The sequence below is a fragment of the Pseudomonas sp. PDM26 genome, assembly GCF_019219185.1.
GTDB lineage: Bacteria > Pseudomonadota > Gammaproteobacteria > Pseudomonadales > Pseudomonadaceae > Aquipseudomonas.
The window spans coordinates 67,038-92,428 of record NZ_JAHUWC010000018.1; the positions used below are offsets into that span (position 1 = coordinate 67,038).

The 25,391-nt window shown below is 60.1% G+C and carries 28 protein-coding genes; all 28 read left to right on the forward strand.

Annotation, left to right across the window (positions count from 1 at the left end; all coding sequences use genetic code 11):
* The first annotated feature begins 176 nt into the window (after positions 1-176).
* The 28 genes from KW849_RS27945 to fliR all read left to right on the forward strand — a co-directional run bounded on the left by KW849_RS27945 (position 177) and on the right by fliR (position 25,389).
* Positions 177-1,103, forward strand: a complete 927-nt coding sequence (locus KW849_RS27945; protein WP_218432666.1) for a ketoacyl-ACP synthase III — start codon at positions 177-179, stop codon at positions 1,101-1,103.
* Between the two features lie 90 nt (positions 1,104-1,193).
* Positions 1,194-2,486: a motility associated factor glycosyltransferase family protein gene (locus KW849_RS27950; RefSeq protein ID WP_218432668.1), complete on the forward strand. Its 1,293-nt coding sequence runs from the start codon at positions 1,194-1,196 to the stop codon at positions 2,484-2,486.
* Positions 2,483-2,749: a hypothetical protein gene (locus KW849_RS27955; protein WP_218432670.1), complete on the forward strand. Its 267-nt coding sequence runs from the start codon at positions 2,483-2,485 to the stop codon at positions 2,747-2,749. The genes KW849_RS27950 and KW849_RS27955 overlap by 4 nt, the downstream gene beginning before the upstream one ends.
* Positions 2,750-2,992: 243 nt before the next feature.
* Positions 2,993-3,844 carry a flagellin domain-containing protein gene (locus KW849_RS27960; RefSeq protein WP_057715895.1) on the forward strand — a complete coding sequence of 284 codons (852 nt, stop codon included), beginning with the start codon at positions 2,993-2,995 and terminating at the stop codon, positions 3,842-3,844.
* A 72-nt stretch (positions 3,845-3,916) separates the two neighbouring features.
* A complete protein-coding gene (locus tag KW849_RS27965) occupies positions 3,917-4,270 on the forward strand; it encodes a flagellar protein FlaG (RefSeq protein WP_218432673.1) in 354 nt (117 codons plus the stop codon).
* A gap of 82 nt (positions 4,271-4,352) precedes the next feature.
* A complete protein-coding gene (gene fliD / locus KW849_RS27970; protein WP_218432674.1) occupies positions 4,353-5,789 on the forward strand; it encodes a flagellar filament capping protein FliD in 1,437 nt (478 codons plus the stop codon).
* A 128-nt stretch (positions 5,790-5,917) separates the two neighbouring features.
* Entirely contained in the window at positions 5,918-6,313 is a 396-nt protein-coding gene (gene fliS, locus KW849_RS27975) for a flagellar export chaperone FliS (RefSeq protein ID WP_218432677.1), read from the forward strand.
* Positions 6,314-6,323: 10 nt separating this feature from the next.
* Positions 6,324-6,620, forward strand: coding sequence for a flagellar protein FliT (locus KW849_RS27980; protein WP_218432679.1), 297 nt, complete (start codon positions 6,324-6,326; stop codon positions 6,618-6,620).
* A gap of 172 nt (positions 6,621-6,792) precedes the next feature.
* Positions 6,793-8,268: a sigma-54 dependent transcriptional regulator gene (locus tag KW849_RS27985; protein ID WP_218432682.1), complete on the forward strand. Its 1,476-nt coding sequence runs from the start codon at positions 6,793-6,795 to the stop codon at positions 8,266-8,268.
* 110 nt (positions 8,269-8,378) lie between these two features.
* Positions 8,379-9,590 (forward strand): PAS domain-containing sensor histidine kinase, encoded by a 1,212-nt coding sequence (locus tag KW849_RS27990; protein WP_371319189.1) that lies wholly within the window; start codon positions 8,379-8,381, stop codon positions 9,588-9,590.
* Between the two features lie 5 nt (positions 9,591-9,595).
* Entirely contained in the window at positions 9,596-10,981 is a 1,386-nt protein-coding gene (locus KW849_RS27995; RefSeq protein ID WP_218432683.1) for a sigma-54 dependent transcriptional regulator, read from the forward strand.
* A gap of 231 nt (positions 10,982-11,212) precedes the next feature.
* Positions 11,213-11,539, forward strand: coding sequence for a flagellar hook-basal body complex protein FliE (gene fliE, locus KW849_RS28000; RefSeq protein ID WP_108218641.1), 327 nt, complete (start codon positions 11,213-11,215; stop codon positions 11,537-11,539).
* Between the two features lie 16 nt (positions 11,540-11,555).
* The gene (gene fliF / locus KW849_RS28005) at positions 11,556-13,343 is read left to right on the forward strand and encodes a flagellar basal-body MS-ring/collar protein FliF (RefSeq protein ID WP_218432685.1); all 1,788 of its coding nucleotides are present in this window, start codon (positions 11,556-11,558) and stop codon (positions 13,341-13,343) included.
* Positions 13,336-14,355, forward strand: coding sequence for a flagellar motor switch protein FliG (gene fliG, locus KW849_RS28010; RefSeq protein ID WP_007983391.1), 1,020 nt, complete (start codon positions 13,336-13,338; stop codon positions 14,353-14,355). The genes fliF and fliG overlap by 8 nt, the downstream gene beginning before the upstream one ends.
* Positions 14,356-14,359: 4 nt before the next feature.
* A complete protein-coding gene (gene fliH, locus KW849_RS28015) occupies positions 14,360-15,157 on the forward strand; it encodes a flagellar assembly protein FliH (protein WP_218432688.1) in 798 nt (265 codons plus the stop codon).
* Positions 15,147-16,505: a flagellar protein export ATPase FliI gene (fliI, locus tag KW849_RS28020; protein WP_218432690.1), complete on the forward strand. Its 1,359-nt coding sequence runs from the start codon at positions 15,147-15,149 to the stop codon at positions 16,503-16,505. Before fliH ends, fliI begins: the two co-directional genes overlap by 11 nt.
* A 6-nt stretch (positions 16,506-16,511) precedes the next feature.
* The gene (fliJ, locus tag KW849_RS28025; RefSeq protein WP_218432692.1) at positions 16,512-16,961 is read left to right on the forward strand and encodes a flagellar export protein FliJ; all 450 of its coding nucleotides are present in this window, start codon (positions 16,512-16,514) and stop codon (positions 16,959-16,961) included.
* Positions 16,962-17,091: 130 nt separating this feature from the next.
* On the forward strand, positions 17,092-17,397 hold the full coding sequence (locus KW849_RS28030) for an STAS domain-containing protein (RefSeq protein ID WP_218432693.1): 306 nt from the start codon (positions 17,092-17,094) through the stop codon (positions 17,395-17,397).
* Positions 17,398-17,402: 5 nt separating this feature from the next.
* On the forward strand, positions 17,403-19,109 hold the full coding sequence (locus tag KW849_RS28035) for a fused response regulator/phosphatase (RefSeq protein ID WP_218432695.1): 1,707 nt from the start codon (positions 17,403-17,405) through the stop codon (positions 19,107-19,109).
* Positions 19,110-19,139: 30 nt separating this feature from the next.
* On the forward strand, positions 19,140-19,499 hold the full coding sequence (locus KW849_RS28040; RefSeq protein ID WP_108218648.1) for an Hpt domain-containing protein: 360 nt from the start codon (positions 19,140-19,142) through the stop codon (positions 19,497-19,499).
* 99 nt (positions 19,500-19,598) lie between these two features.
* A complete protein-coding gene (locus KW849_RS28045; protein WP_218432697.1) occupies positions 19,599-20,957 on the forward strand; it encodes a flagellar hook-length control protein FliK in 1,359 nt (452 codons plus the stop codon).
* A gap of 183 nt (positions 20,958-21,140) precedes the next feature.
* A complete protein-coding gene (fliL, locus tag KW849_RS28050) occupies positions 21,141-21,644 on the forward strand; it encodes a flagellar basal body-associated protein FliL (protein ID WP_218432699.1) in 504 nt (167 codons plus the stop codon).
* A 9-nt stretch (positions 21,645-21,653) separates the two neighbouring features.
* Positions 21,654-22,622 (forward strand): flagellar motor switch protein FliM, encoded by a 969-nt coding sequence (fliM, locus tag KW849_RS28055; RefSeq protein WP_103394738.1) that lies wholly within the window; start codon positions 21,654-21,656, stop codon positions 22,620-22,622.
* Positions 22,623-22,688: 66 nt separating this feature from the next.
* Positions 22,689-23,135, forward strand: coding sequence for a flagellar motor switch protein FliN (gene fliN, locus KW849_RS28060; RefSeq protein WP_218432701.1), 447 nt, complete (start codon positions 22,689-22,691; stop codon positions 23,133-23,135).
* Positions 23,136-23,579 (forward strand): flagellar biosynthetic protein FliO, encoded by a 444-nt coding sequence (gene fliO / locus KW849_RS28065; RefSeq protein ID WP_218432703.1) that lies wholly within the window; start codon positions 23,136-23,138, stop codon positions 23,577-23,579.
* Positions 23,579-24,337, forward strand: a complete 759-nt coding sequence (gene fliP, locus KW849_RS28070) for a flagellar type III secretion system pore protein FliP (protein WP_218432705.1) — start codon at positions 23,579-23,581, stop codon at positions 24,335-24,337. Before fliO ends, fliP begins: the two co-directional genes overlap by 1 nt.
* Positions 24,334-24,603 (forward strand): flagellar biosynthesis protein FliQ, encoded by a 270-nt coding sequence (gene fliQ, locus KW849_RS28075; protein ID WP_007983364.1) that lies wholly within the window; start codon positions 24,334-24,336, stop codon positions 24,601-24,603. Before fliP ends, fliQ begins: the two co-directional genes overlap by 4 nt.
* A 3-nt stretch (positions 24,604-24,606) precedes the next feature.
* Positions 24,607-25,389: a flagellar biosynthetic protein FliR gene (gene fliR, locus KW849_RS28080; RefSeq protein ID WP_218432707.1), complete on the forward strand. Its 783-nt coding sequence runs from the start codon at positions 24,607-24,609 to the stop codon at positions 25,387-25,389.
* The last annotated feature ends 2 nt before the right edge of the window (positions 25,390-25,391 follow it).

The window sequence follows — 25,391 nt, forward strand, 5'->3', positions numbered from 1 at the left end:
GGCATCTTCACTGTATTGTATTGACCGGGAAGATGGCGCCTGACCCTTTATCGGGTTCAGTGATAGCCCTTCACGCTTCCCGGCCGTCGCCTTGGGGCGACAGAAATCCAAGTTTGTCGGCGCCCCTCGATTCCTGCGGGTGGTGGTATTGGGCTGTTTATTATTGGGAAGCCGTAATGATTGGCATAAAGAGCATTGCGAGCTACGTTCCTGTAGCCGGCGTGGACAATTACGCACAAGGTGCAAAATTCGAGAAGGATGAAGAATTCATCCTGGGCAAGATCGGTTCGGCTTTCCTGCCACGCAAGGGCGTTGACCAGGAAACATCCGATCTGTGCGTTGAAGCGGCCAATGCGCTGTTTGCCAGCAACCCTGATCTGAAACGTGAATCCATCGACGCGTTGATCATCGTCACCCAGAACGGTGACGAAGAAGGCCTGCCGCATACCGCGGCCATCGTGCAGGACAAACTCGGCCTGCCGACCAACGTCGCCGCGTTCGATATTTCCCTGGGCTGTTCCGGTTACGTCTACGGCATCTATGCGATCAAGGGCTTCATGGAAGCCGCGGGCCTGAAGAACGGCCTGCTGATCACGGCCGACCCGTATTCGAAGATCGTCGACCCGGAAGATCGTAACACCACCATGTTGTTCGGCGATGCGGCCACCGCGACCTGGATGGGTGAAAACCCGACCTGGGCACTGGGCAAGGCCAAGTTCGGCACCGACGGTTCCGGCGCGCCACATTTGAAAGTTACCGACGGCGTGTTCTACATGAATGGTCGCCAGGTGTTCAACTTCGCACTGCTCAAGGTGCCGGCGCATTTGCATGAGTTGCTGGGCGAGTCGCAACTGAGCGCCGACGACATCGATGCGTTCTGCATTCACCAGGGCAGCGCGGCGATTGTCGATGCGGTCGCGCGGCGCTTCGAAGAATGCCCGCAGAAGTTCATCAAGGACATGGTCGAGACCGGTAACACGGTGTCTTCGAGCATTCCATTGCTGCTGGAAAAGCATATCCTCGATTCCGAATGGAAGCGCGTTGCGCTCAGCGGTTTCGGTGTGGGGCTGTCATGGGGTTCGGCGATCATCTATCGCCCTTGAGTGAAAGTTTTTTCATAAAAAGGCCGGTACAAAAAAGCGCTCAAGGGTTAACCTTGAGCGCTTTTTTGCTTGTAAGGAATGCGAGGTAGCATGAGCGAATGCTTTGAAGACAATGCTCAGGTTATCCAGCGGCGCTGGCCGTCGCTGTATGCGCGATTGAATACGGAAGATCGCCTGGCCGTCGATGTCGACCTGATCGAAGGACGGGACTCTACGTTGTGTGTGGGTGGCATCCAGCTCACCAGCCGCCATGATCGCCTGCGCGAGGCCCGTTTGCAGGCCGCCAGCCTCCCGCTCGACAAGGCACAACTGCACGTTTACGGCATCGGCTTCGGCGATTTGCCTGCAGTTTTGCTGGAGCGCGCCGGGCTTGAAAAGCTCTATGTCCATATCCTCAACGGCGCGCTTTTCGCGCTGGTGTTGCAGTTGATCGATCAGCGTCAGTGGCTGGGCGATCCGCGTGTGCAATTGCTGTATGCCGGCGATCTGTCGGACATCTGCACACCGTTTTTTGCGTTGCCTGCCGAGATGCTGCTGGCGGATGACTTCAGTGCGAAGATTCGTGATCGCCTGGTCAGCGAAGTGCACTTGAGTTTCAACAATCGTGAGTTCGACCCGCAGTCTCCCGTCATTCAGCAGCGCTTGCAGGACACCCTCGAAGTGCTGCTCGCCGATGATGATGTGGCACAGCTGTTTGGCACGTGTTCCGGGCGTGAAATCTATGTGATCGCCACAGGGCCCAGCCTTGAAGGGAATTTCGAGCGTTTGGCCGCGGTGCGCAATCAAACGCCGCGACCGCTGTTCATCAGCGTAGATACCGCTTACCGGCCCCTTCGCGAGCACGGAATCAAGCCTGACCTGGTCGTGAGCATCGATCAGCGCATCAGCGTGCTGCACTTGCCGGGCGAGGGCTCCGAAGGCATTCCGCTGGTGTACTTGCCTTTGAGCGATCCACACATGCTGAAAGCCTGGAAAGGCAAACGTTATGGCGGTTATTCCGCCAGCCCGATCTACGCTGCGTTGCGTGAGCAACAGCCGCGTGCGCAGCTCTACGTCAGCGGCAGCGTGATCCATCCTGCGGTCGATCTGGCGGTGAAGATGGGCGCGCAGCGCATCACGCTTTTCGGTGCCGATTTTTCCTTTCCGATGAACCGGACCCATACCGGTTGGAACGATGGTGACCTGGGGCCGCCAGTGAACCAGGCCAGGCACTGGGTGCACGATGGTCATGGGCAAAAGGTCAAGACACAGCTGAATTTCCGCAGTTACCTGTGTGAGCTCGAGCGTTACATTGCCAGGCATCCCGGGGTGCTTTTTTTCAACAGCAGTCGGGCTGGAGCAATGATTGCCGGTACGCAGTTCAATCAGGATTTCGTGCAATGAAGCCGCCAGTGAAAGGCATCGATGAGTACCGGCAGTGCGCAGGGCTTTTTCGCCTGGGGCGTGATGTCGAAGCGGCATTGAACATGGTTGATCTGTTCGATGAGGCGCAGCGGATGTTTGCGCAAGCTCCCCGGGATGTCCAGCAGGCCTGGGCCTTGATGCTCAGGCAAATGCTGGCCTGTCAGGAGCGCCAGGATTGGCTGGGGCTCGCCGACTTCATGGAATATGAGTTGATCGAGCTGCTCGAAAACCTGCCGGACTGAGGGGGCAGCAACAGCTTTGGCGCGGGCGTTTGTGGGCTGGACAGTTTTATGGCGTCATTTTTTCGTGGTTGAGGGGCGCTGAGCCCTTGTTTTCTCGGGGGTGGCAGGGTGATGGCATTTTTTTTAAAAAAAGCCCTCAAGCAACCTGCCAACCCGACGATAACTATTACGAAGGTTCTCTAGGCCATACCCGGCGGTTGCCAGGGCCGGAAGCCGCAGTACCCAACCAACGAGGAATTCGTCATGGCTTTAACAGTAAACACCAACACCACGTCGTTGAACGTTCAGAAGAACCTGAACCGTGCTACCGACGCTCTGTCGACTTCGATGGCTCGCCTGTCTTCCGGCCTGAAAATCAACAGCGCCAAAGACGACGCCGCTGGCCTGCAGATCGCAACTCGCATGGCCGCACAGATTCGTGGTGGCAACCAGGCAGTGCAGAACGCCAACGACGGTATCTCCGTTGCCCAGACCGCTGAAGGCGCGCTGCAAGCTTCGACCGACATTCTGCAGCGTATGCGTGAACTGGCTGTTAAAGCACGTAACGGTACCAACAGCACTGCTGACCAGACCGCTACCAACTCCGAATTCGCTCAGATGTCTGACGAAATCACTCGTATCTCTGCCTCTACCAACCTGAACGGCAAAAACCTGCTGGACGGTACGGCGGGTACCATGCAACTGCAAGTTGGCGCCAACACTGGTTCGGCCAACCGCATCGACCTGGTATTGAGCTCCAAGTTCGACGCCGTATCCCTGTCCGTAGGCAGCGGTACTGTTGTTCTGACCGGTGCGACTTCCGCTACCCTGTCTGCCAACATCGACAACGCGATCACCGCGATCGATGCTGCTCTGGCATCGATCAACGCCACCCGCGCAAACCTGGGTGCTTCGCAGAACCGTCTGACCAGCACCATCTCCAACCTGCAGAACATCGTGGAAAACACCACTGCTGCACAAGGCCGTGTACAAGACACCGACTTCGCCGCAGAAACCGCGAACCTGACCAAGCAGCAAACCCTGCAACAGGCTTCTACCTCGGTTCTGGCTCAAGCCAACCAACTGCCTTCCGCTGTACTGAAGCTGCTTCAGTAATTTCGGAATGAGTTTGAGCGGGGGAGTGTGCTGGTCACGCTCTCTCGCTTTTTACGTTAAGAGGTGATGGGCATGGAGATGAGCGTAAAGCTTGGCGTGTCTTATCCGGCTCCCCAGCCAGCGAGCAGCGTTTCGGATAAAGCGCCGGAAAAGCCTGAAGCCGCCAGCGTGACGCCAGCGGCGGATAAGAAACCGGATGCCGATGACGTCCACCTGAAGCAGGCGGTGCAGCAGATCGAAAAGTTTGTGCAGTCGATCAAGCGCAATCTGGAGTTCTCGATAGACGAGCAGTCCGGAAAGGTCGTCGTCAAAGTGATTGCAAGCGAAACGGGTGAAGTCGTGCGACAGATCCCCTCCGCAGAAGCCCTCAAGCTGGCAGAAAGCCTGAGCAATGCGAGCCACGTATTGTTCGACGCCAAGGTCTGATAGCTGGCATGAATAGTGTTTGTACGTTCTTGGGCGCAGGTATTGGTCAAAAGAGTGGCAGCAACCTGAAGGGAGACGAAAAATGGCAAGTCCAATTTTACCGGGTACGGGCTTAGGCTCTGGCCTGGATATCGGTGCGATCGTCACTGCGCTGGTCAACGCCGACAAATCGGCGAAACAGACGCAGATCGATACTCAGACCAAAACCAACACGCTGAAGATTTCCGGTGTCGGTTCCCTGAAAAGCGCACTGACGGCCTTTCAGACGGCGCTGACCAATCTCGGTAGCAAGACCAATCCTGTGTTTGCGGGCTATACCGCCACTTCGGGTACCCCGTCGATTCTGGGTGCGACTTCCGACAACACCGCCGTTGCCGGTACCTACAGCGTTGTTGTGAATAACCTGGCCACCAGCTCGAAAGTCGCCAGTGCTTCTTTCGCCGGCGGTGCGGCCAGTGCCATTCCGAGTGGTACCTTGAAAATCAGTCAGAATGGCACTGATTACGATGTCACGATTCCAGCCAATGCGACCCTGCAGAGCACCCGGGATGCCATCAACTCCGCGCAGGCGAGTAATGGTATATCTGCCAACATCGTGACCGACAGCAGTGGTGCGTCGCGACTGGTGATCAGCTCCAGCAAGACCGGCGCGGGGTCCGACCTGACGGTCAGTGGTATCGCCGGCCTTGAAATCGACGGTACCCAAGCGATGGGCGCTAACCCTACGGCTACCAGTTCGGGGGCTGTCAACGGGGTTGCGGTGGATGCATCGCTGACCATCGATGGTCTGGCAGTGACCAGCAAGAGCAATACGGTGACCGGCGCAGTCAGTGGCCTGACCCTGAACCTGGCGTCCGTGAGCCCGGGTACGCCGCCGGCTGCGGCGACCGTCACCGTCGCGACCAACACCACCGGATTGCAGACCTCGATCCAGTCGTTCGTCGACTCCTACAACACCCTGATGAACACCATCAATTCCCTGTCCAAGGCGACAGCGGATGCTGATGGCAAACTGACGGTTCAGGCGGCGTTTACCGGCGACTCGATGTCGCGCACCCTGATTTCCGATATCCGTGGCGTGCTGACCGCTCCCGGGGCGGGCGGTCCATTGGCCGTGCTGTCGCAGATCGGCGTGATGACGAACGAGAAAACCGGCAACCTGGCGTTCGATACGACGGCGTTCAACAAGACGATGGCCATCAACGGCATGAGCGGCCAGGTGCAGCAGCTGTTCAACGGGAGCAATGCTAGCAACGGCCTGCTGGCGCGCATGGGCACTGCAATCAAGCCTTATGTGCAGACGGGCGGGTTGCTGGATCAGCGCAATACCAACCTGCAGAGCCTGAGCAAGAATCTTTCAAACCAGCAGGCTGCGTTGGACTTGCGTGTCGCCAACATGACCAAGACATTGACCGCCAAATACAACGCAATGGACCTGTTGGTCGGGCAAATGAAAGCGACGGCGACGAACATCACCTCGTTCTTCACTTCCTTGAATGCCCAGAAGTCCAACAGCTAGTCATGAGCTGACGAAAGAACCCGGCTGCGCATGTTCGCGTGTGCCGGGTTTTTGTCTTTTGCTCTAAAGTTTTCTGTCTTGCAGACGATACGCTGGCTATACGAGTCATTGTGGTAATGAGGTAGAACATGAATCCAATGTTAGCCCTTCGGCAGTATCAGAAAGTGGGTGCGCACGCCCAGACGTCCGAAGCAAGTCCGCATCGTTTGGTACAGATGCTCATGGAAGGTGGCCTGGACCGGATCGCTCAGGCCAAAGGTGCGCTGGAGCGCAAGGACATTCCCGGCAAGTGTGTGTCGATCAGCAAGGCGATCGGCATCATCGGTGGCTTGCGTGAAGGCCTGGATCTTGAAAATTGCGCCGAAGCCGTGGGCGAACTCGACAGTCTTTACATCTACATGATGAAGCGTCTGGCCGAGGCGAACATCAGCAGCGATCCGAAGATTCTCGATGAAGTCGCGGGGTTGCTGCGCACGGTGAAAGAAGGCTGGGACGGCATTACTGAGCCAGGTCCGCAGTTCTAGGGAGATCGCCATGAGTCTTGTATTGCAGCGAATAGAACAAACTCGAGAAGCGCTGGTCGGTGCTCTGGCCGAGCGCAACTGGGAGGCTATCGGTCAATTGGACCTGGATTGCCGTTCCTGCATGGAAGACGTCTTGAGCGAGGCTTCGCTGGACGAAGAAGTTCTGCGTGGCAATCTTGAGGAGTTGTTGTATGTCTACAAGCAGCTACTTGAGGTAGCGATGAGGGAGAGGCAGGCGATAGTCGATGAAATGTCTCAGATCCAGCAAGCGCGGAACGCAGCAAAGGTTTACCATCTGTTTGGATAATTAACCCCAAGTTAATCCAGATATGTGCGCCATAAATTTGACTGTGCACGGTTTTTTGACTTAACTAGTGGCTGGTTCCAGATTTCAGTCGTCTTCAGGCATAACGTGTCTGCAAGCGTCTAGCTTGCCCCAGCATTTTGGGCATTGAGTTGACTAGGGAAGTTGCTATTGCATGTGGCGTGAAACCAAAATTCTGCTGATTGATGACGATAGCGTCCGCCGCCGCGACCTGGCGGTGATTTTAAATTTTCTCGGTGAAGAAAATTTACCCTGCGGTAGCCATGACTGGCAGCAGGCTGTCAGCTCTTTGTCATCAAGTCGTGAAGTAATCTGTGTCCTCATCGGGACGGTCAATGCTCCTGGTGCACTACTGGGCTTGTTAAAGACACTCTCGACCTGGGATGAGTTCCTTCCGGTTTTGTTAATGGGCGATAATTCTTCCATTGACCTGCCGGAAGACCAGCGTCGTCGAGTGCTTTCAACCCTGGAAATGCCCCCCAGCTACAGCAAATTGCTCGATTCGCTGCACCGTGCCCAGGTCTATCGCGAGATGTACGACCAGGCCCGCGAGCGCGGTCGTCATCGCGAACCCAATCTTTTCCGCAGTCTTGTCGGCACCAGCCGGGCGATTCAACACGTGCGCCAGATGATGCAGCAAGTCGCCGATACCGATGCCAGCGTGCTGATCCTCGGTGAGTCCGGTACCGGCAAGGAAGTGGTTGCGCGCAACCTGCATTACCATTCCAAGCGCCGCGAAGCGCCGTTCGTGCCGGTCAACTGCGGGGCGATCCCGGCCGAGTTGCTGGAAAGCGAACTGTTCGGTCATGAGAAGGGCGCCTTCACCGGGGCGATCACCAGCCGCGCCGGTCGATTCGAGCTGGCCAACGGCGGCACCCTGTTCCTCGATGAAATCGGCGACATGCCGCTGCCGATGCAGGTCAAGCTACTGCGCGTGTTGCAGGAGCGCACCTTCGAGCGCGTGGGCAGCAACAAGACCCAGAGCGTCGACGTGCGCATCATTGCGGCGACCCACAAGAATCTCGAAAGCATGATCGAGATCGGCACCTTCCGCGAAGACTTGTACTACCGCTTGAATGTGTTCCCGATCGAGATGGCGCCGCTGCGTGAGCGCGTCGAAGACATTCCGCTGCTGATGAACGAACTGATCTCGCGCATGGAGCACGAGAAGCGGGGTTCGATCCGGTTCAACTCGGCGGCGATCATGTCGCTGTGTCGGCATGGCTGGCCGGGCAACGTCCGCGAACTGGCCAATCTGGTGGAACGCATGGCGATCATGCATCCCTACGGCGTGATCGGCGTGGTCGAGTTGCCGAAGAAATTCCGCTACGTCGATGATGAAGACGAGCAGATGGTCGACAGCCTGCGCAGCGATCTGGAAGAGCGCGTGGCCATCAACGGCCATACGACGGACTTCACCGCCAATGCCATGCTGCCGCCGGAAGGTCTGGACCTGAAGGACTACCTCGGTGGTCTGGAGCAAGGCTTGATTCAGCAGGCGCTGGATGATGCCAACGGCATTGTGGCGCGCGCGGCCGAGCGGTTGCGTATCCGTCGTACCACGCTGGTGGAAAAGATGCGCAAGTACGGCATGAGCCGTCGTGATGGAGACGAACAGGCGGATGATTGACGCCTGTTTTTCAAATCATTCATTTATAAGAAGTTTTTTTTAGGCACGGGTATTGCTACGTCCCTCGCAACGTTCCGTTTCACTGACGGTCAGCCAAGCGAGAGAGCACAATGCCCCAAGCCGCCCAGATGTCTCCTGTCCCTGATGCTTCGGTGCAACCGTCGTCCGTAGAGCAGGTGAGTCGGCTGGGCCTTGAGCAGGCATTCGCACTGTTCAATCAGATGTCCACTCAATTGACCGACTCTTACAGCATGCTTGAAGCCCGGGTAACCGAGCTCAAGGGGGAGCTGGCGGTGGTCAGCGCCCAGCGCATGCAGGAGCTGGCGGAAAAGGAACGCCTGGCCAACCGCCTGCAAAACCTCCTTGATCTGTTACCCGGTGGTGTCATTGTCATTGACGCTCAGGGCATCGTGCGCGAAGCCAATCCGGCGGCGTGCGAGTTGCTGGGCCTGCCGCTGGAAGGTGAGTTGTGGCGCCACGTCATTGCCCGCTGTTTTGCGCCGCGCGAAGACGATGGCCATGAAGTCTCCCTCAAGGATGGTCGGCGCCTGTCGATCGCCACGCGCTCGCTGGATGCCGAGCCTGGCCAGTTGGTGTTGCTCAACGACCTGACCGAAACCCGCCATCTGCAGGATCAACTGGCCCGTCATGAGCGTCTGTCGTCGCTGGGGCGCATGGTCGCTTCATTGGCTCATCAGATACGCACGCCGTTGTCCGCTGCATTGCTGTATGCCAGTCATTTGACCGAGCAAGAACTGCCGGTCGCGACCCGGCAGCGCTTTGCCGGGCGCCTCAAGGAGCGCCTGCACGAGCTCGAGCACCAGGTGCGCGACATGCTGGTGTTCGCCCGGGGCGAGTTGCCGCTGACCGACCGCGTGACGCCTGGCCAATTGATGCAATCGTTGCAAGCGGCGGCGCTGACCCACGTACAGGATCTGCCGATCCGCTGGCAGTGCGACAGTCACTCGGGGGAGTTGCTGTGCAATCGCGACACCCTGGTCGGCGCGATCCTCAATCTGATCGAGAACGCCATTCAGGCCAGTGCCGGTCAATTGCGCCTCAAGATTCACCTCTACACCCGCGGCAACAACCTGCGCCTGTGCGTCAGCGACAGTGGCAGCGGTATCGACGCCGCTGTTCTGGCGCGATTGGGCGAACCCTTTTTTACCACCAGGGCCACCGGCACAGGCCTTGGCATGACCGTGGTCAAGGCGGTGGTGCGTGCTCATCGGGGCGAATTGCAGCTGCGTTCGCGGCTCGGCCGCGGCACCTGCGCGCAGATGATCCTGCCGTTGTTCAGCAGCGCTCAAGGAGCGGAGTGACGCAGATGGCTATCAAGGTTCTGCTGGTCGAGGACGACCGCGCGTTGCGCGAGGCACTGGCTGATACGCTGCTGCTCGCGGGGCACGATTACAAGGCGGTGGGGTCGGCAGAGGAGGCGTTGCTTGCCGTCGGCTGCGAGGCCTTCAGCCTGGTGATCAGCGACGTCAATATGCCGGGCATGGACGGCCACCAGTTGCTGGGCCTGCTGCGAGCGCGGCAGCCGCAGTTGCCGGTGTTGCTGATGACGGCTCACGGTGCGGTCGAGCGCGCGGTCGATGCGATGCGCCAGGGGGCGGCGGACTATCTGGTCAAGCCATTCGAGCCCAAGGCGTTGCTCGATCTTGTGGGGCGGCATGCCTTGGGCAGTCTCGGCCGGACCGAGGGCGAAGGGCCGATAGCATTCGAACCGGCGAGCGCACAGTTGCTCGAATTGGCGGCGCGGGTCGCACGCAGCGATTCCACGGTGTTGATCTCGGGTGAGTCGGGCACAGGCAAGGAAGTGCTGGCGCGTTATATCCATCAGCATTCTCATCGCGCCAATCAGCCGTTCATCGCGATCAACTGCGCGGCGATCCCGGACAACATGCTCGAAGCGACCTTGTTCGGTCACGAGAAGGGCTCCTTCACCGGCGCCATTGCCGCACAAGCCGGCAAGTTCGAGCAGGCCGACGGCGGCACCATTTTGCTCGATGAAATTTCCGAAATGCCCCTGGGGCTCCAGGCCAAATTGCTGCGTGTGCTGCAAGAGCGCGAGGTCGAAAGGGTTGGCGCGCGCAAACCGATCGCGCTGGATATTCGCGTGGTCGCCACCACCAATCGCGACCTGGCGGGTGAAGTGGCGGCGGGGCGTTTCCGCGAGGACCTCTATTATCGCCTGTCGGTGTTTCCCCTGGCCTGGCGCCCGTTGCGCGAGCGCACCGCCGACATCCTGCCGCTGGCCGAGCGACTGCTGGCCAGGCACGTCAATAAAATGAAGCATTCGCCTGCCAGGTTGTCGCCCGAAGCTCAGGCGTGCCTGATCGGTTATCCGTGGCCGGGTAACGTGCGTGAGCTGGACAATGCGATTCAGCGTGCGCTGATTCTGCAGCAGGGTGGCTTGATCCAGCCGCAGGATTTCTGCCTCGCCGGGCCGGTGGCTTGCGCGCCACTGCCGGCGTTGGCGCAGGCGCCGGTACGCCCCGTGGAAGTCGAATCCGAGTCGGCTGGTGCGCTGGGCGATGACCTGCGTCGCCGTGAATTCCAGATGATCATCGATACCTTGCGCGCCGAGCGCGGTCGTCGCAAAGAGGCGGCCGAGCGCCTGGGTATCAGTCCGCGGACCCTGCGCTACAAGCTGGCGCAGATGCGCGATGCCGGCATGGATGTGGAAGCGTATTTGTTTGCGACCTGATTTTTACTGTGTAGGAGCGAGCCTGCTCGCGATGGTCGTGAACGATATCGCGGGGCGGCAGGATAAGCGCGACAGCCTTGAGTCCATCGCGAGCAGGCTCGCTCCTACAGGAGGGGGGCGTAAGGAAGGGCTTTTGTGAAACAAGGCCATGGAGCTGGCACCCTTGTTGCTAACACCTCATTACCCGCCGAGTGAGTGTCAAAAAATTGCGGGTCGTCAAAGAGAGAGACCATGAGCCAAGGTATTGAATTCAATCGGTTGATGCTCGACATGCGCGCCATGCAAATGGATGCCATGTCTGCGCCGAAATCGACTGCCGTCCCTGAAGTGGCGGGCAGCAGCTTTTCCGACATGCTCGGCCAGGCCGTCAATAAAGTGAACGACACGCAACAGGCTTCCTCTCAGTTGGCCAGTGCCTTCGAAATCGGCAAAAGCGGCGTCGACCTCACAGACGTGATGATTTCCTCGCAGAAGGCCAGCGTGTCATTCCAGGCATTGACCCAGGTGCGCAACAAGCTGGTTCAGGCCTACCAAGACATCATGCAGATGCCGGTTTAAAGGACGAGATTGAGTCATGGCAGAAGCAGTCGCCGATAATGTTCCGGCCAAGGTCACTCCAATAGACGGCAAGCCGCCGCTGTTCGGGTTGTCCTTCCTGGAAAACCTCTCCGAGATGACCATGTTGCGTCAGGTGGGCCTGTTGGTCGGCCTGGCGGCGAGCGTGGCGATTGGTTTTGCCGTGGTATTGTGGTCCCAGCAGCCGGACTACCGGCCTCTGTACGGCAGCCTTGCCGGCATGGACGCCAAGCAGGTCATGGATACCCTGGCCGCAGCCGACATTCCCTACACCGTCGAACCCAATTCCGGTGCCTTGCTGGTCAAGGCCGATGACCTGTCTCGTGCGCGGCTCAAGCTCGCGGGCGCTGGTGTCACTCCCAGCGACGGCAACATCGGTTTTGAAATCCTCGACAAGGAGCAGGGACTGGGCACCAGCCAGTTCATGGAAGCGACCCGCTATCGTCGTGGCCTCGAAGGCGAACTGGCCCGGACCATTTCCAGCCTGAACAACGTCAAGGGGGCCCGCGTGCACCTGGCGATCCCGAAAAGTTCGGTGTTCGTGCGCGACGAGCGTAAGCCGAGCGCTTCGGTTCTGGTTGAACTGTATTCCGGTCGCTCCCTGGAGCCAGGCCAGGTCGTGGCCATCATCAACCTGGTGGCGACCAGCGTTCCCGAACTCAGCAAGTCGCAGATCACCGTGGTCGACCAGAAGGGCAACCTGCTCTCGGATCAGGCGGAAAACTCCGAACTGACCATGGCCGGCAAGCAGTTCGACTACAGCCGTCGCATGGAAAGCATGCTTACCCAGCGCGTGCACAACATCCTGCAGCCAGTGCTGGGCAACGACCGTTACAAAGCTGAAGTCTCGGCCGACGTGGACTTCAGTGCCGTCGAGTCGACTTCCGAGCAGTTCAATCCGGACCAGCCGGCCCTGCGCAGCGAGCAGTCGGTCAACGAACAGCGTACCGCCAGCAACGGTCCGCAAGGTGTGCCGGGTGCCTTGAGCAACCAGCCACCGTCGCCGGCCTCTGCGCCGCAAACCACCGGTGGCGCCACTGCGTCGGCCGGCATGGTGCAGCCAGGCCAGCCGCTGATCGATGCCAACGGCCAGCAGATCATGGACCCGGCCACCGGTCAGCCGATGCTCGCACCGTACCCGGCGGACAAGCGTCAGCAATCGACCAGGAACTTCGAGCTCGACCGTTCCATCAGCCATACCAGGCAGCAACAGGGCCGATTGAATCGCCTGTCGGTGTCGGTGGTGGTCGATGATCAGGTCAAGATCAACCCGGCCAGCGGCGAAACCACCCGGGCGCCATGGAGCGCCGATGAATTGGCGCGCTTCACGCGTCTGGTTCAGGACGCGGTCGGCTTCGATGCCAGCCGTGGTGACAGTGTCAGTGTGATCAACATGCCGTTCTCCGCCGAGCGCGGTGAAGCGATTGCCGAAATTCCGTTCTACTCCCAGCCGTGGTTCTGGGACATCGTCAAGCAAGTGCTGGGTGTGCTGTTCATTCTGGTGCTGGTGTTCGGTGTGCTGCGTCCGGTGCTCAACAACATCACCGGTGGCGGCAAGGGCAAGCAGCTTGTTGGCTTGGGTAGCGATGTCGAGTTGGGTGGCATTGGCGGTCTGGATGGCGAACTGGCCAACGACCGTGTCAGCCTCGGTGGTCCGACCAGCATCCTGCTGCCGAGCCCGAGCGAAGGCTATGACGCTCAGTTGAACGCAATCAAGAGTCTGGTGGCAGAAGATCCGGGTCGTGTGGCCCAGGTCGTGAAAGAGTGGATTAACGCAGATGAGTGATAACCGAGCCGTTGCCGCCAAACTGTCCAAGGTCGACAAAGCCGCAATCCTGTTGCTGTCCCTGGGCTCCACCGACGCTGCCCAGGTGCTGCGCCACATGGGCCCCAAAGAGGTTCAGCGCGTAGGCGTGGCCATGGCCCAGATGGGTAATGTGCACCGCGAGCAGGTCGAGCAGGTGATGAGCGAGTTCGTCGATATCGTCGGCGACCAGACCAGCCTGGGCGTCGGCTCCGACGACTATGTGCGCAAGATGCTCACCCAGGCCCTGGGCGAAGACAAGGCCAACGGCCTGATCGATCGCATCCTGCTCGGTGGCAACACCAGCGGCCTCGACAGCCTGAAGTGGATGGAGCCGCGCGCCGTCGCCGACGTGATCCGTTATGAGCACCCGCAGATCCAGGCAATCGTGGTGGCGTACCTCGATCCGGACCAGGCCGGTGAAGTGCTCGGCAACTTCGACCACAAGGTGCGACTGGACATCATCCTGCGGGTTTCCTCGCTGAACACCGTACAGCCAGCGGCCCTGAAGGAACTCAACCAGATTCTCGAGAAGCAGTTCTCCGGTAACTCGAATGCCTCGCGCACCACTCTGGGTGGCATCAAGCGTGCGGCGGACATCATGAACTTCCTCGACAGCTCCATCGAAGGCCAGCTCATGGACTCGATCCGCGAAGTCGACGAAGACCTGTCGGGTCAGATCGAAGACCTCATGTTCGTGTTCAACAACCTGGCCGATGTCGACGACCGCGGGATCCAGGCGCTGCTCCGCGAGGTGTCCTCCGACGTGCTGGTGTTGGCCCTCAAGGGGTCGGACGAAGGCGTCAAGGAGAAGATCTTCAAGAACATGTCCAAGCGTGCCGCCGAACTGCTGCGCGACGACCTGGAAGCCAAGGGCCCGGTACGCGTCAGCGACGTGGAAACCGCGCAGAAGGAAATCCTCACCATCGCCCGCCGTATGGCCGAAGCCGGAGAAATCGTTCTCGGCGGCAAGGGCGGCGAGGAAATGATCTAACACCATGGCCAAGCATGATGAAGCGCCTACTGACCTGATCCGGGCCAGGGATGTCAGTGGCTTCGAGTCCTGGGCGCTGCCCAGCTTCGACCCGCCGGAACCCGAGCCGGAACCAACGCCGGAACCCGAGCCGCCGGAAATGGAGGAAGTGCCGCTGGAGGAAGTCCAGCCGCTGACCCTCGAAGAGCTCGAAAGCATTCGCCAGGAAGCCTACAACGAAGGCTTTGCCGTGGGCGAAAAAGAAGGTTTTCACAGCACCACGCTCAAGGTTCGTCAGGAAGCCGAACAGGCGCTGGCGCCGAAGCTTGCCGGGCTGGAACAGTTGATGGCGCACTTGTTCGAGCCCATCGCCGAGCAGGACACCCAGATTGAAAAGTCGCTGGTCGACCTCGTGCAGCACATCACCAAACAGGTAATTCAGCGCGAACTGGCCATCGACTCTACGCAAATCGAACACGTCATGCGCGAGGCTCTAAAGCTCTTGCCGCTGGGCGTGGGCAATGTGCGGCTGTACATCAATCCGCAGGATTTCGAACAGGTCAAAGCCCTGCGCGAACGCCATGAAGAGACCTGGCGCATCGTCGAGGATGAGTCGTTGTTGCCCGGCGGTTGCCGGGTCGAGACCGAACACAGCCGTATCGACGCCACAGTCGAAACCCGTGTCGCGCGGGTGATGGACAAGCTGTTCGACCAGTTGCACGAACAGTCCTTGCACCCGGCCGCACCGGACTTGAGCCTGGAACTACCGGTCGACAGCAAGCCTGCTGCCGCGCCAGAAGCGGATGTGCCTGATGCGCCTTGAGCGCACCAGCTTCGCCAGGCGCATGGGCAGTTACGCCGAGGCGACTACGCTTGCCGGCGCTCCGATCCTTGAGGGCCGCTTGCTGCGCATGGTCGGCCTGACCCTCGAGGCCGAAGGCCTGCGCGCCGCCATGGGCAGCCGCTGCATGGTCATCAACGACGACAGCTATCACCCGGTACAGGTTGAAGCCGAAGTGATGGGCTTCTCCGGCAGCAAGGTCTTTCTGATGCCGGTCGGCAGCGTCGCCGGTATTGCCCCCGGCGCGCGTGTCGTTCCCCTATCCGACACGGGGCGTCTGCCCATGGGCATGAGCATGCTTGGGCGGGTGCTCGATGGCGCCGGTCGTGCCCTGGATGGCAAGGGGGGGATGAAGGCCGAAGACTGGGTGCCGATGGATGGCCCGACCATCAACCCGCTCAAGCGCGAACCGATCAGCGAGCCGCTGGATGTGGGCATTCGCTGCATCAACGGCATGTTGACGGTCGGTCGCGGTCAGCGCCTCGGCCTGTTCGCCGGTACTGGCGTCGGTAAATCCGTCCTGTTGGGCATGATGACCCGCTTCACCGAGGCCGACATCATCGTCGTCGGGCTGATCGGTGAGCGGGGTCGTGAAGTTAAAGAATTCATCGAGCATATCCTCGGTGAGGAAGGGCTCAAGCGTTCGGTGGTGGTGGCGTCCCCGGCGGACGATGCGCCGCTGATGCGTCTGCGCGCGGCGATGTATTGCACGCGCATCGCCGAGTATTTCCGCGACAAGGGCAAGAATGTCCTGTTGCTGATGGACTCCCTGACCCGTTTCGCCCAGGCCCAGCGGGAAATCGCCCTGGCCATCGGCGAGCCGCCAGCGACCAAGGGCTATCCGCCGTCGGTGTTCGCCAAACTGCCGAAACTGGTGGAGCGGGCCGGCAACGCGGAGAAGGGCGGTGGTTCGATCACCGCGTTCTACACCGTGCTGTCCGAAGGCGATGACCAGCAGGACCCGATTGCTGACTCGGCACGGGGCGTGCTCGACGGGCACATCGTGCTGTCCCGGCGCCTGGCCGAAGAGGGGCATTACCCGGCCATCGATATCGAAGCGTCCATCAGCCGGGTGATGCCGGCGGTGGTGTCGCCGGAACACATGGCCCGTGCGCAGTATTTCAAGCAGTTGTGGTCGCGTTATCAGCAGAGTCGCGACCTGATCAGTGTTGGCGCCTATGTCGCCGGCGGAGATCGCGAGACCGACCTGGCGATTTCCCTGCAACCGCAATTGGTCAAATACCTGCGCCAGGGCCTTAACGACAGCATCAGCCTGGGCGAAAGCGAGGCGTATCTGGCCTCGATCTTCGCGCCCGCGGCAGGCGGTTAAGCGGTCATGGCTCAGAGTCGGGCGGGAAGGTTGGCGCCGGTGGTGGAAATGGCCGAGAAGGCGGAGAAAACCGCGGTCCAGCGCCTGGGGCACTTTCAAGGGCAGGTTCGCCTGGCCGAAAGCAAACTCGCCGACCTTGAAGCCTTCCGTCTCGACTATCAGGAACAATGGATCGTACGCGGCAGCGGCGGCGTCTCGGGCCAATGGTTGCTCGGCTATCAGGGCTTTCTTGCGCAATTGGGCACGGCCATCGACCAGCAGCGGCAAAGCCTGGCCTGGCATCAGAACAACCTGAACAAGGCCCGGGACACCTGGCAGCAGGCGTTTGCCCGGGTCGAAGGCTTGCGCAAGCTGGTTCAGCGCTATGCCGATGAGGCGCGGGCGCTTGAAGACCGGCGCGAACAGAAACTGCTGGATGAGTTGTCCCAGCGCTTGCCGCGTCAGGATGCGTACTGAAAAGATCGCAGCCTGCGGCAGCTCCTACGCAGGCTGCGATCTTTTGCTCTTGTCGTGATGCCTTGCTCCAACCTTTACCAAATGCTACACCTTGTACCAGCAAGTTCCCCAATGACAAGGAAGCCATGACATGTCAGTCGTTACCGAAGTGTCCCCTGATGGGCAAAAGTTGACGATATCGGTCAAAGGACGATTCGATTTCACCAAGCATCAGGAATTTCGTCAGTCCTATGAGCGACTCAACAAAAAACCCGAGTCCATCATAGTGGATCTCAAAGATGCAACCTACCTCGACAGCTCTGCGTTGGGCATGCTGCTACTGTTGCGCGACCACTCCGGTGGAGACGAATCCGATGTGCGCGTCGTCAACAGCTGTACCGACGTGCGCAAAATCCTCGCCATCTCCAACTTCGACAAGCTGTTCGACATCAGTTGATTGCCATGCAGCCACTGGAGCCGCTGACGATCCTGATTGCCGAGGACAGCGCCGCCGATCGCCTGTTGCTGTCGAGCATCCTGCGCCGCCTGGGGCACGAAGTGCTGACGGCGGCCAACGGCGCCGAAGCGGTCGACGTGTTTCGCCTGCAACAACCGCACCTGGTGTTGATGGACGCGATGATGCCGGTGATGGACGGCTTCGAGGCAGCCCGGCAGATCAAGGAGCTGGCCGGGGAAACCCTGGTGCCGATCATCTTCCTCACCTCCTTGTCTGAAAGCGAAGCCCTGGCCCGTTGCCTGGAAGTCGGCGGTGACGACTTTCTGGCAAAGCCCTACAACCAGGTGATTCTCGCTGCCAAGATCAAGGCGATGGATCGCTTGCGGCGCTTGCAGGACACCGTGCTGCAGCAGCGTGACCAGATCGCCCGGCACCACGACTACCTGCTCAACGAACAGCGCGTGGCCAAGGCTGTATTCGACAAGGTGGCGCACTCCGGCTGCCTGAATGCCGCTGCGAATATCCGTTATCTGCAATCACCCTATGCGCTGTTCAACGGCGACCTGCTGCTGGCCGCGTTCACCCCGGCCGGAGACATGCACGTACTGCTGGGCGACTTCACCGGCCACGGTCTGCCGGCGGCGGTGGGTGCCATGCCCCTGGCCGAAGTCTTCTACGGAATGACCGCCAAGGGCTATGGCCTGGCGGAAATCCTGCGCGAGATGAATGCCAAGCTCAAGCGCATTCTGCCGGTGGACATGTTCTGCTGCGCCACGTTGCTGTGCCTGAGTTTTCAACGTCGTTCGGTGGAAGTCTGGAACGGCGGCATGCCCGACGGTTACCTGCATCGTGTTGCCAGTGGCGAGCGAACGCCGCTGGCGGCGCGGCACCTGCCTTTGGGGGTGCTGAGCCCGGAATCCTTCGATGAGCGTACCGAGGTGTTTCCCATGGTGCTCGGGGATCGGGTGTTTCTCCTGTCCGATGGGGTGATCGACACTTGCGACGCCAATGAACAGTTGTTTGGCGTGCAGCGATTGCAGCAGGTGTTTGCCGCCAATCGCCAGCCGGATGCGCTGTTCGAAGAGATCGAGCATGCGCTGCGACAGTTCGGCGGTGAAGCGCGCGACGATGTCAGCATGGTCGAAATCAGCCTGCTGGAGCCGGCGCAGATCACGCCGCCGGCGTTGGTCTACTCCGACAGCGGCCAGTCCTGCCCGCTGGACTGGTCGGTGAGTTTCGAATTTCGCGCCGCCACGCTCAAGCGCTTCAATCCGTTGCCCTATCTGTTGCAGTTGCTGCTTGAGGTGCATGGTCTGCGGGGCCAGAGCGGTGCGCTCTACAGTGTGCTGGCGGAACTCTATTCCAATGCGCTGGAGCATGGCGTGCTGGGGCTGGACTCGAGCCTCAAGCGCGATGCATCGGGTTTTGCGCGTTATTATCAGCAGCGTAATACCCGTCTGGACGAACTTCAGGAAGGCTATGTACGGTTGCATTTGCAGGTGACGCCAACAGACGACGGCGGTTGCCTGGCCATTCACATCGAAGACAGCGGCAAGGGTTTCGATGTCGAGCGGGTGATGAAAAGACCTGTGGATGACATCCGCCTGTCGGGACGTGGGGTCAGTCTGATCCGTCAGTTGGGGCGTAATGCCCGCTGGACCGACGATGGTCGAAGTGCACATGTGGAGTTTATCTGGAAGGCTGCGCAGTAATCCGCGCATTCTTGATCAAGGAGTGAGCAAATGAACGACAAAAACGACAAGCATGTGGATCGCGACGTGCTGAGTACATTGCAGGAAGTGATGGAAGAGGGCTATGCGGATTTGCTGGGTATCTTTCTTGCGGACTCCGAGGAGCGCCTGAGCATTTTGCGAACGGCTGACAGTGTTGCACTGCTCGTTGCAACCGCTCATAGCTTCAAAGGCAGCAGCAGCAATATGGGTGCAGTCAAGCTGAGCGAACTTTGCCATCAGCTTGAACAGCAGGCCAGAAGTTCGCCATGGGCCGCCGTTCAGGAACTAGTCCGCGAAATCGACCACGAATTCGCCGGTATCCGGCCTCTTTACGAAGCTGAACGACAGCGTTGCACTGCGAAAATCTGAGTCTGCGCTTCATTTGGTCTCCTTCGAGTGAGTCTGGCTCGACCTTTGCATTTAACTCGTCCAACTGTACTTACGAGCCCGTGCAGCGGAGACCGTTTCATGCCCGTTACCCCCAATATTCTGCTTCAGGCCTCCAGGCAGGCCAAGACTCAAGCTGCCTGCGCCAATCCTCCGGCGCAGACCGCTGAGCCCGGGGACAAGGCCGCAAGCTTCGCTCATGTCTATGCCAATCAGGCCCAGAGCAAGCCCAATGCGTCGGCGGATACCTCGGTCAAGCCGAGTCGCGAAAAAAGCGCCGATGTCGCCGGAGAAAAAGACGCTGGCAACGACCAGTCTGCCGCCGGGGAACCGGTGGTTGCCGATGGCGGCAAATCCTTGCCTTCCGACACGCCGGTGCAGGCTGATGGCAATACTGCCGACGATGATGCGTCAGATGCCGACCAGACGCTGGTCGTCGATACCGCACCGCTCGATCCGGCGCTTGATCCTTCATGGCTGCCAGTCCTTCAGCCAGTCGTGCCGGCGTCGGTAGCACCCGCCGTGGCCGACACCGTGCAACCTGCCGTTGATGCGCCGGTTGCCGCCGCGGCTACGGCTGCAAGCGTTCCTGCGCTGGCCACTACCGACGGCGATTTCGATCCCTCTACCGATCCTCTCGATGCATTGCCGGCGGTGCGCCTGGCCATGGAGCAGAGCGGTCACGTTTCGGCTTCCAGCCAGGCGCAGCCCAAGGCGGCACCGACTCAGGCACAAGCCCAGGCTGACGGTGAGCTGACACCGGCGCAAAACTTTGCCGCCGGCATGGCGACCCTGGTGGAAGTTCAGGGCGACAAGAACAGCACCGGTCAGGGCGACGGCAAGGCTTTCAGTGGCTTGATCGATGACGGCCTGAAGGACCTCAAGTCCGCCAGCAGCGACACCCGTGTCGATGATTTCGCCAACCGTCTGGCCGCGCTGACCCAGGCAGCCACGCCAAAGACCGCTGATGCCTTGCCGGTGAACCAGCCGTTCGCCATGCATCAGAGCGGGTGGACCGAAGAGGTGGTGAACCGGGTCATGTACCTGTCCAGCGCCAATCTCAAGGCCGCGGACATCCAGTTGCAGCCCGCTGAACTCGGGCGGCTGGACATTCGGGTGAACATGGTTCCCGATCAACAGACCCAGGTCACGTTCATGAGCGCGCATCCGGGTGTCCGTGAGGCGCTGGATGGCCAGGTCCATCGCTTGCGCGATATGTTCGCGCAGCAGGGCATGGGGCAAGTCGATGTCAACGTTTCGGACCAGTCCCGTGGTTCGCAGCAAGGGCAGGAACAGGCCCGACAAAGCCAGAGGGGGGGGACCGGCGCCAGCGGCGGTCGCCTCGATTCAATGGATGACGACATCACCCCGGGCATCGCTGAAGTGGCTGCCAATACCACCCGCGTGATCGGCTCCAGCGCGGTCGATTACTACGCCTGACCAAACGCAAAACCCCCTGTAGGAGCGAGCTTGCTCGCGATGATCGTTAACGATAACGCGTGCTTACTGGCTAAACGCGGCGCTCTTGAATTCTTCGCGAGCGAGCTCGCTCCTACATGGCATAACACTTGCTCTTGCCTTGCCGTGCGACTGTGAAAACCCGATTAGTGACGGATTATTGGCATGGCGAAGAGCGACGCAGCAGTAAAAGACCCCGCAACCAAAGGCAAACTCAAGCTGATTATCGTGATCGTGGTGGCCCTGCTGCTGGCGATCGGTGTGTCCGTGGGGGCGACCTGGTACTTCATGCACAGCGCTCAGAGCAAGCCTGCCTCCGCCGAGACGCAAACTGCTCCCGTCGGCAAGCAGCCAGCGATTTTCGAGTCGATGGCGCCGGCCTTCGTGGCCAACTTCAACCAGAACGGTCGCCAGCGCTACATGCAGGTGAGCATCACCATGCTTGGGCGCAATCAGGCGGATCTGGATGCCCTCAAGGTCCACATGCCGGTGATCCGCAATAACCTGGTCATGCTGTTCTCCGGGCAGGACTTCGCGACCCTCGCCTCGCCGGTCGGTCAGGAAATGCTGCGGCAGAAAGCCACCGCCAGCGTCCAGGAAGTGGCGCAGAAAGAGCTTGGCAAAGTGGTGATCGAACAGTTGCTTTTCACTAATTTCGTACTGCAGTAGGAACACGACATGGCCGTGCAGGACCTGCTGTCCCAGGATGAGATCGACGCGCTGTTGCATGGCGTCGACGATGGTCTGGTACAGACCGAAAACGCTGCCGAACCCGGCACCGTCAAAAGCTATGACCTGACCAGCCAGGATCGCATCGTCCGTGGACGCATGCCGACCCTGGAAATGATCAACGAGCGTTTCGCCCGCTATACCCGCATCAGCATGTTCAACATGCTGCGTCGCTCGGCGGACGTGGCGGTCGGCGGCGTGCAGGTGATGAAGTTCGGCGAATACGTGCACTCGCTGTACGTGCCGACCAGTCTCAACCTGGTCAAGATCAAGCCCCTACGCGGCACCGCGCTGTTCATCCTCGACGCCAAACTGGTGTTCAAGCTGGTGGACAACTTCTTCGGCGGTGACGGCCGGCACGCCAAGATCGAAGGGCGTGAATTCACGCCGACCGAACTGCGAGTGGTGCGCATGGTGCTGGAGCAGGCGTTCGTCGATTTGAAGGAAGCCTGGCAGGCGATCATGGAAGTCAACTTCGAGTACATCAACTCGGAAGTGAACCCGGCCATGGCCAACATCGTCGGCCCGAGCGAGGCCATTGTGGTGTCGACCTTCCATATCGAACTCGATGGCGGTGGCGGCGACCTGCACGTGACCATGCCGTACTCGATGATCGAGCCGGTGCGCGAAATGCTCGACGCCGGCTTCCAGTCCGACCTCGACGACCAGGACGAGCGCTGGGTCAACGCCCTGCGCCAGGACGTGCTGGACGTCGACGTGCCGATCGGTGCCACGGTGGCCCGTCGTCAGTTGCGCCTGCGCGACATCCTGCACATGCAGCCGGGGGATGTGATCCCGGTCGACATGCCGGAAGAAATGATCATGCGCGCCAACGGCGTGCCGGCCTTCAAGGTCAAGATGGGCTCGCACAAGGGCAACCTGGCGTTGCAAGTGATCGAGCCGATCGAGCGCCGTTGACCGGCGCTCGAACCCATTCGCGATTAACCGAATTCTGAATTTTTGCTCGCCGAGGACACTGACAATATGAACACCCAGGACGATCAGGCACTGGCCGATGAATGGGCTGCGGCCCTGGAAGAAACCGGCGATGCCGGGCAGGCCGACATCGACGCTTTGCTGGCCGCTGATTCCGGCAGCTCCGCGTCCAGCCGCCTGCCAATGGAAGAGTTCGGCAGCGTGCCGAAAAACAACGATCCGGTCAGCCTTGAAGGCCCGAACCTGGACGTGATCCTCGATATTCCGGTGTCGATTTCCATGGAAGTGGGCAGCACCGACATCAACATCCGCAACCTGCTGCAACTGAACCAGGGCTCGGTGATCGAGCTCGATCGCCTGGCCGGTGAGCCGCTGGACGTGCTGGTCAACGGCACGCTCATCGCCCATGGCGAAGTGGTGGTGGTCAACGAGAAGTTCGGCATCCGTCTGACGGACGTGATCAGCCCAAGCGAACGCATCAAGAAGCTGCGCTGAGTGAAAAAGGTTCTTGGATTTGTGCTGGCGATGCCGTTCAGCGTGCTGGCGGCCGAACCGGTTGCAACGGCAGCCACGGCTGCTGCGCCAGCGGTGGGCAGTGGTGTGGCTGGGCAACTGACGCAGCTGGTGTTCGGCTTGCTGCTGGTGCTGGGGCTGATCTTTCTCCTCGCCTGGTTGCTGCGGCGGGTCCAGCAGGCCGGTCCGGCCGGCAAGGGGCAGGTGATCGAGATTGTCGGCACCCGCGCGCTGGGGCCTCGCGACCGGCTGATGCTGGTGCAGGTCGGCAACGAGCAGATTCTGTTGGGCCTGAGCCCCGGCAACATTGCTGCGCTGCACGTGCTCAAGGAGCCGGTGCAAGTGCCGAGTACCGAGAAGCCGACGCCGGAATTTGCCCAGCGCCTGTTGGAGATGCTGGGTAAAGATCAGAAGGATAAGAAGTAATGGGTGCGCTACGCATCGTCTTGACGCTGGCCCTGATGCTGGCCGCGCCACTGGCATTCGGCGCCGATCCGCTGTCGATCCCGGCCATCACCCTGGGCACCAATGCACAGGGTGCGCAGGAGTACTCGGTCAGCCTGCAAATCCTGCTGATCATGACCGCGCTGAGTTTTATCCCGGCGTTTGTCATGCTGATGACCAGTTTCACCCGGATCATCATTGTCTTCTCGATCCTGCGCCAGGCCCTGGGCCTGCAGCAGACACCGTCGAACCAGATCCTCACTGGCATGGCGTTGTTCCTGACCCTGTTCATCATGGCGCCGGTGTTCGACCGGGTGAACCAGGACGCCTTGCAGCCGTATCTGGCGGAAAAACTGACCGCCCAGGATGCGGTCGCCAAGGCGCAGGTGCCGATCAAGAACTTCATGCTCGCCCAGACCCGCACCAGCGATCTGGAGCTGTTCATGCGCCTGTCCAAACGGACTGACATCGCGACGCCGGATCAGGCGCCGCTGACCATCCTGGTGCCGGCCTTCGTGACCTCCGAGCTGAAAACGGCGTTCCAGATCGGCTTCATGATCTTCATTCCGTTCCTGATCATCGACCTGGTCGTGGCCAGTATATTGATGGCCATGGGTATGATGATGCTCTCGCCACTGATCATTTCCCTGCCGTTCAAGATCATGTTGTTCGTGCTGGTGGATGGCTGGGCGCTGATCATTGGCACGCTGGCCAGCAGCTTCGGCGGTGTCTCGCCATGACGCCGGAAGTTGCGGTCGACATCTTTCGCGAAGCGCTGTGGCTGACCACCATGATGGTGGCGATCCTGGTGATTCCAAGTTTGCTGGTGGGCTTGCTGGTGGCGATGTTCCAGGCCGCCACCCAGATCAACGAACAGACCCTGAGCTTCCTGCCGCGCCTGCTGGTGATGCTGGTGACGCTGATCGTCGGCGGTCCATGGATGGTGCAGACCTTCATGGATTACATCCTGCAGTTGTACGGCAGCATTCCTCAGGTCATCGGCTAAACCATGTCACTGCTTGCGCTGACCGATACGCAGATCAGCACCTGGGTGGCGACGTTCATGTTGCCGCTGTTTCGTGTCGGCTCCTTGCTGATGGTCATGCCGGTGTTCGGCACGACCCTGCTGCCGCGGCGCATCCGCCTGTATTTCGCGCTGGCCATTACCGTGGTCATCGCGCCTGGCCTGCCGCCGATGCCGCCGGTGAATGCCCTGGATCTGAGCGGGCTGTTACTGATTGCCGAGCAGATTCTCATTGGTGCGGTGATGGGGTTCTCCTTGCAGTTGTTCTTCCAGGCCTTTGTGGTGGCCGGGCAGATCGTCGCCATCCAGATGGGCATGGGCTTCGCTTCCATGATCGACCCGGCCAACGGCGTATCGACGGCGGTGATCGGGCAGTTTTTTACCATGCTGGTGACGCTGCTGTTCCTGTCCATGAACGGTCATCTGGTGGTGTTCGAGATTCTCACCGAGAGTTTTACCACGTTGCCGGTGGGCAGTGGCCTGATGGTCAATCACTACTGGGAACTGGCCGGCAAGCTCGGCTGGGTGCTCGGTTCGGCGTTGTTGCTGGTGCTGCCGGCGATCACCGCGCTGCTGGTGGTCAACATCGCGTTTGGCGTCATGACCCGGGCGGCGCCGCAACTGAACATTTTCTCTGTCGGCTTCCCGCTGATCCTGGTGCTAGGGCTGTTCATCGTCTGGGTCGGGCTGGCGGACATTCTCAACCAGTATCAACCGCTGGCCTCCGAGGCCCTGCAGTTACTACGCGAAATGGCACGGGCGAGCTGAGT

Excerpts from the sequence above, each read along its gene's own strand:
- KW849_RS27990 (WP_371319189.1), top strand. The coding sequence starts at position 8,379 with ATGCCCCAAGCCGCCCAGATGTCTCCTGTCCCTGATGCTTCGGTGCAA.
- KW849_RS27950 (WP_218432668.1), top strand. The coding sequence starts at position 1,194 with ATGAGCGAATGCTTTGAAGACAATGCTCAGGTTATCCAGCGGCGCTGG.
- fliG (WP_007983391.1), top strand. The coding sequence starts at position 13,336 with ATGAGTGATAACCGAGCCGTTGCCGCCAAACTGTCCAAGGTCGACAAA.
- fliN (WP_218432701.1), top strand. The coding sequence starts at position 22,689 with ATGAACACCCAGGACGATCAGGCACTGGCCGATGAATGGGCTGCGGCC.
- fliM (WP_103394738.1), top strand. The coding sequence starts at position 21,654 with ATGGCCGTGCAGGACCTGCTGTCCCAGGATGAGATCGACGCGCTGTTG.
- fliL (WP_218432699.1), top strand. The coding sequence starts at position 21,141 with ATGGCGAAGAGCGACGCAGCAGTAAAAGACCCCGCAACCAAAGGCAAA.
- KW849_RS27960 (WP_057715895.1), top strand. The coding sequence starts at position 2,993 with ATGGCTTTAACAGTAAACACCAACACCACGTCGTTGAACGTTCAGAAG.
- fliD (WP_218432674.1), top strand. The coding sequence starts at position 4,353 with ATGGCAAGTCCAATTTTACCGGGTACGGGCTTAGGCTCTGGCCTGGAT.
- KW849_RS27995 (WP_218432683.1), top strand. The coding sequence starts at position 9,596 with ATGGCTATCAAGGTTCTGCTGGTCGAGGACGACCGCGCGTTGCGCGAG.
- KW849_RS28045 (WP_218432697.1), top strand. The coding sequence starts at position 19,599 with ATGCCCGTTACCCCCAATATTCTGCTTCAGGCCTCCAGGCAGGCCAAG.
- KW849_RS28030 (WP_218432693.1), top strand. The coding sequence starts at position 17,092 with ATGTCAGTCGTTACCGAAGTGTCCCCTGATGGGCAAAAGTTGACGATA.
- fliF (WP_218432685.1), top strand. The coding sequence starts at position 11,556 with ATGGCAGAAGCAGTCGCCGATAATGTTCCGGCCAAGGTCACTCCAATA.
- fliJ (WP_218432692.1), top strand. The coding sequence starts at position 16,512 with ATGGCTCAGAGTCGGGCGGGAAGGTTGGCGCCGGTGGTGGAAATGGCC.
- fliP (WP_218432705.1), top strand. The coding sequence starts at position 23,579 with ATGGGTGCGCTACGCATCGTCTTGACGCTGGCCCTGATGCTGGCCGCG.
- fliS (WP_218432677.1), top strand. The coding sequence starts at position 5,918 with ATGAATCCAATGTTAGCCCTTCGGCAGTATCAGAAAGTGGGTGCGCAC.
- fliE (WP_108218641.1), top strand. The coding sequence starts at position 11,213 with ATGAGCCAAGGTATTGAATTCAATCGGTTGATGCTCGACATGCGCGCC.
- KW849_RS27980 (WP_218432679.1), top strand. The coding sequence starts at position 6,324 with ATGAGTCTTGTATTGCAGCGAATAGAACAAACTCGAGAAGCGCTGGTC.
- KW849_RS27955 (WP_218432670.1), top strand. The coding sequence starts at position 2,483 with ATGAAGCCGCCAGTGAAAGGCATCGATGAGTACCGGCAGTGCGCAGGG.
- fliR (WP_218432707.1), top strand. The coding sequence starts at position 24,607 with ATGTCACTGCTTGCGCTGACCGATACGCAGATCAGCACCTGGGTGGCG.
- KW849_RS27965 (WP_218432673.1), top strand. The coding sequence starts at position 3,917 with ATGGAGATGAGCGTAAAGCTTGGCGTGTCTTATCCGGCTCCCCAGCCA.
- KW849_RS28040 (WP_108218648.1), top strand. The coding sequence starts at position 19,140 with ATGAACGACAAAAACGACAAGCATGTGGATCGCGACGTGCTGAGTACA.
- KW849_RS27945 (WP_218432666.1), top strand. The coding sequence starts at position 177 with ATGATTGGCATAAAGAGCATTGCGAGCTACGTTCCTGTAGCCGGCGTG.
- KW849_RS28035 (WP_218432695.1), top strand. The coding sequence starts at position 17,403 with ATGCAGCCACTGGAGCCGCTGACGATCCTGATTGCCGAGGACAGCGCC.
- fliQ (WP_007983364.1), top strand. The coding sequence starts at position 24,334 with ATGACGCCGGAAGTTGCGGTCGACATCTTTCGCGAAGCGCTGTGGCTG.
- fliI (WP_218432690.1), top strand. The coding sequence starts at position 15,147 with ATGCGCCTTGAGCGCACCAGCTTCGCCAGGCGCATGGGCAGTTACGCC.
- fliH (WP_218432688.1), top strand. The coding sequence starts at position 14,360 with ATGGCCAAGCATGATGAAGCGCCTACTGACCTGATCCGGGCCAGGGAT.
- KW849_RS27985 (WP_218432682.1), top strand. The coding sequence starts at position 6,793 with ATGTGGCGTGAAACCAAAATTCTGCTGATTGATGACGATAGCGTCCGC.